This window comes from Polaribacter sp. (genome assembly GCF_024639685.1).
GTDB lineage: Bacteria > Bacteroidota > Bacteroidia > Flavobacteriales > Flavobacteriaceae > Polaribacter.
The window spans coordinates 1-3,552 of record NZ_JAHEHX010000014.1 but is presented as its reverse complement, the minus strand read 5'-3'; the positions used below and the strand labels follow the sequence as shown (position 1 = coordinate 3,552).

Sequence of the window (3,552 nt, the reverse complement as noted above, 5' to 3'; positions counted from 1 at the left end):
TCCAGCTAGTTTTCGTTTCTATAATTGGTGTGTTAATATTTAATGAAAAGTTGGAGAGTGAAATAGTCATAGGTTCATTAATAGTGATTGTAGCAGGACTATTCACTTTTTGGAGAGAATACGTAAAAAACCAAATTAGTGAGGGGATTAATTAATTGTCTAAATATAAATATAAAAATATTCTTTTAACTGGCGCAGCTGGAGCCTTAGGCAATCAACTAAGGGAAACATTATCTACAGAATGTGATTTGCTTAGAATTTCTGATAGGACCAGTCTAGAAAAAAAATTTAAGAATGAGCAAGTTGAAATTGCTGATCTTTCTTCTGCAGAATCAATATTAAAATTAACAAAAAATATAGACTGTGTTGTTCATATGGGCGGGCAAAGTATAGAAGGTTCTTGGGATAATGTTTTAAATTCAAACATTATAGGCATGTACAATCTATATGAAGCATGCAGAAAAAATAAAATTAAAAGAGTTATCTGGGCTAGCTCAGTCCATACAGTTGGTTTTTATCCAAGGTCTGAAGTAGTAGATAGCAAAGTAATGCCAAGGCCAGATAGCAATTATGGTTTGTCAAAAGTTTTTGGAGAATCGCTAGCGCAATATTACTGGGATAAGTATAAAATCGAAACTGTGTCTGTAAGAATTTACTCATGTGTGGAAGAGCCCAAGGATCATAGGATGCTTTCAACATGGTTAAGCTATGATGATTTAAGAAGCTTAATATTAGCATGTATGAATAGTTCAAATGTACAACATTCTGTTATTTTTGGTGTGTCCAAAAATGATTCATTACTAATTGATAACAAGTATGCAAACCACATTAGTTATAAACCTAAAGATAATGCAGAAGCGTATCGACAAAAAATAGAAAAAAATCATGGTTTTGTTGATGCACAAGATCCTCTTGTAACCACTCATGGAGGATATTTTGTTTCTGCAGGACATTATGATGATACTTAAATGTTTTCAAAATTTTGATTAAAAAATCCTAAAAAATTATAATATCTAAATTTTGGTTTAATAATCTTGCAGAAACAAAAAGTGAATTAGTTAACAAAAAGATAATAATGAAAATTTTATTAATTTTTACTTGCCTTTCTTGTAATAATTGAGAAGATACGAATCAATTGGAAACAATTGTTTCTGTAGTGGGTTATTATTCGGGGGAATTATAATTAACTTGGTGGTGACCTTAATTTTAAATACTAGGGAGGAATTTTATGAAATTCAAATCTAGCCTATTCGTAGGCGCTGTAGCATTAGCTGCAACTAGTTTAGTAGCTGTATCAGCAAATGCTGATAAACTACGTTGGAAAATGCAAAGTACTTGGGGTAGCCAGGTAGCAATTAACGGTGAAGCAGCTGTTTATTTCTCTAACAAAGTTAAAGAAATATCAGGTGGTGACGTTCAACTAAGGTTTCATGAGCCAAACGCTCTTGTTCCTTCATTAGAAGTATGGGATGCTGTTAAGAACGGATCAGTAGATGCAGGTTATACAACACCTGGTTATCATGCTGGAAAAATCCCTGCAGTTTCTTACTTTACTGCTGTTCCTTTTGGACCAGGTGCAAGTGAGTACCATGGTTGGATGGAATATGGCGGAGGCCAGCAGTTAAAAGATAGAATTTATGGCGAGTATGGCCTTAAAGCTCTTAACTGTTTAACACACGCTCCTGAAACTTCAGGTTGGTTTAGAAAGAAAATCAACAAAGTTGAAGAGTTAAAAGGAATGAAAATGCGTTTCTTTGGACTAGGTGCGATGGTTATGAGTAAAATTGGTGTGTCAACACAATTACTAGCAGGTGGAGATATTTATCCAGCACTAGAAAAAGGTGTTATTGATGCAACAGAATTTTCAATGCCTACACATGACTTAAGTTATGGTTTCTATCAGTTAGCTAAGTTTAACTACTTCCCAGGCTGGCATCAGCAAACATCAATTGGTGAGCTATTAATGAGCACTAAGGGTTGGGGTGGTTTAACAAAGACTCAGCAGGGTATCATCAACACAGCTTGTCGTGATACTATGTGGTGGGCACTTGTTAGATCTGATGCAAAGCAGGTTCCTGCTATGCGTGAGTTAGAGAAAAAGGGAGTTACATTTGTAACATGGCCTGATTCAGAGATTTCTAAGTTCAAAAGAGCATGGGAAGCAGTTGTAGAAGAAAAGTCAGCTTCTGATCCATTGTTTAAAGAAATCACTGCTAGCTATGATGCTTTCAGAAAAGACTACAGTATTTGGTCTTCAAGAGCGTACTTAAAAGCTAAACAGTACTAAATAATTAAATAGTGCACCTGCTTTTGCAGGTGTACTATACTCTTTATCTTAATATAATTTTATAGAACATATTTGATAAGTTATTTAATTTTTACTTATTATTTTAATTAGGGGAATAAGATGGCGCTTACTGAACAAAATATGGCAGGTTTGGTATCTATTAGTGAAACACTAAGAGTTATAGTTAATAGAGTTGGTAGAGCAAGTACATGGCTTTTGGTTCCCTTGGTCATAATTACTATGTGGGATGTTGTTGCAAGAAAGTTAGTTTGGATACAAATCTGGATGGTTGCTAACTTTGGATCTTTCTTTGAGTCTACTCTAATGCAAGAGATGGAGTGGCATCTTCATACGGTCGTTTTTTGTTTAGTATTGGGTTATGGTTATACTCATAATAGGCATGTTAGAGTTGATTTTTTAAGAGAAAATTTCACGTTTAAATCAAAAGCAAAAGTTGAGTTTTATGGTAACTTGTTGTTTATGTTACCTTTTACACTAATTTGTGTTTATTTCTCTTGGATATACATGGTGGATTCATATGTTATTAATGAAGTTTCTGCATCTTTGGTTGGTTTAAGTAACAGATGGATAATTAAAACATTCCTTCCAATAGGATACTTTTTCTTATTCTTAGGTGGAATGTCTGTAATGATACAATTAATCGCCGTAATCTGGGGTGATAATAAGAAAAAACTAGACCTTATGGTCTTGGATTACGATGAACAAAAGAAATAAGATATTGTATTCATACATATGAGATAAAAGATGTGGTTTTCAAAAGTTCCCGGCTATATATTTGATAAGCAAAAAACACCTTACTTAACAGAGGCTAAAGAGCTAACTTTAGCCCAGTCACAATATGAACTAGTGGCATACGGTGTCTTTGTGGGAACTATGTATAGTATAATAGGTTTAGCAGCAGCACTGAATCTTTTACAAAATGCAACATTAATTCATTTAATCTGGTTGTTTGTATCTTTAGGAGTTATAGGCTCAATTTTTAACGTAATAAGAAAATACGAAATTATCTCTTCGTATATCATATCAATCGCTCCTGCGATTGTTGTATCGTTTTGTTTATACGAAGCTTTTATTGCGCATGCATCATTTGTATCGCTTACGATTTTACTTTGTCTTTTTCTGTTATCTCTCAAATATGGCTGGAGGGTAACTAAAATTGTTGCTTGGCAAAGGTATACTGGTGAATTTAAAACTAATAATTATAAGAAAGTGTAGGAGCCGTTATGGATTTTGTTGATATTATA

At 33.6% G+C, this 3,552-nt stretch carries 4 protein-coding genes; all 4 read left to right on the top strand.

Annotated features, from left to right (window positions below; translation table 11 throughout):
- The first annotated feature begins 155 nt into the window (after positions 1 to 155).
- The 4 genes from Q0L44_RS04990 to Q0L44_RS04975 all read left to right on the top strand — a co-directional run bounded on the left by Q0L44_RS04990 (position 156) and on the right by Q0L44_RS04975 (position 3,523).
- The gene (locus tag Q0L44_RS04990) at positions 156 to 968 is read left to right on the top strand and encodes an NAD(P)-dependent oxidoreductase (protein WP_296636106.1); all 813 of its coding nucleotides are present in this window, start codon (positions 156 to 158) and stop codon (positions 966 to 968) included.
- Positions 969 to 1,228: 260 nt separating this feature from the next.
- Positions 1,229 to 2,287, top strand: a complete 1,059-nt coding sequence (locus Q0L44_RS04985; RefSeq protein ID WP_296636102.1) for a TRAP transporter substrate-binding protein — start codon at positions 1,229 to 1,231, stop codon at positions 2,285 to 2,287.
- A gap of 120 nt (positions 2,288 to 2,407) precedes the next feature.
- Complete coding sequence (locus tag Q0L44_RS04980; protein WP_296636099.1) at positions 2,408 to 3,022, top strand: TRAP transporter small permease subunit; 615 nt, start codon at positions 2,408 to 2,410, stop codon at positions 3,020 to 3,022.
- Positions 3,023 to 3,052: 30 nt separating this feature from the next.
- Positions 3,053 to 3,523 carry a hypothetical protein gene (locus Q0L44_RS04975; protein WP_296636096.1) on the top strand — a complete coding sequence of 157 codons (471 nt, stop codon included), beginning with the start codon at positions 3,053 to 3,055 and terminating at the stop codon, positions 3,521 to 3,523.
- Positions 3,524 to 3,552 lie beyond the last annotated feature (29 nt).

Bases quoted from the DNA above. Each gene is read 5' to 3' on its own strand.
- Q0L44_RS04975 (WP_296636096.1), top strand. From the start codon at position 3,053: ATGTGGTTTTCAAAAGTTCCCGGCTATATATTTGATAAGCAAAAAACA.
- Q0L44_RS04985 (WP_296636102.1), top strand. From the start codon at position 1,229: ATGAAATTCAAATCTAGCCTATTCGTAGGCGCTGTAGCATTAGCTGCA.
- Q0L44_RS04980 (WP_296636099.1), top strand. From the start codon at position 2,408: ATGGCGCTTACTGAACAAAATATGGCAGGTTTGGTATCTATTAGTGAA.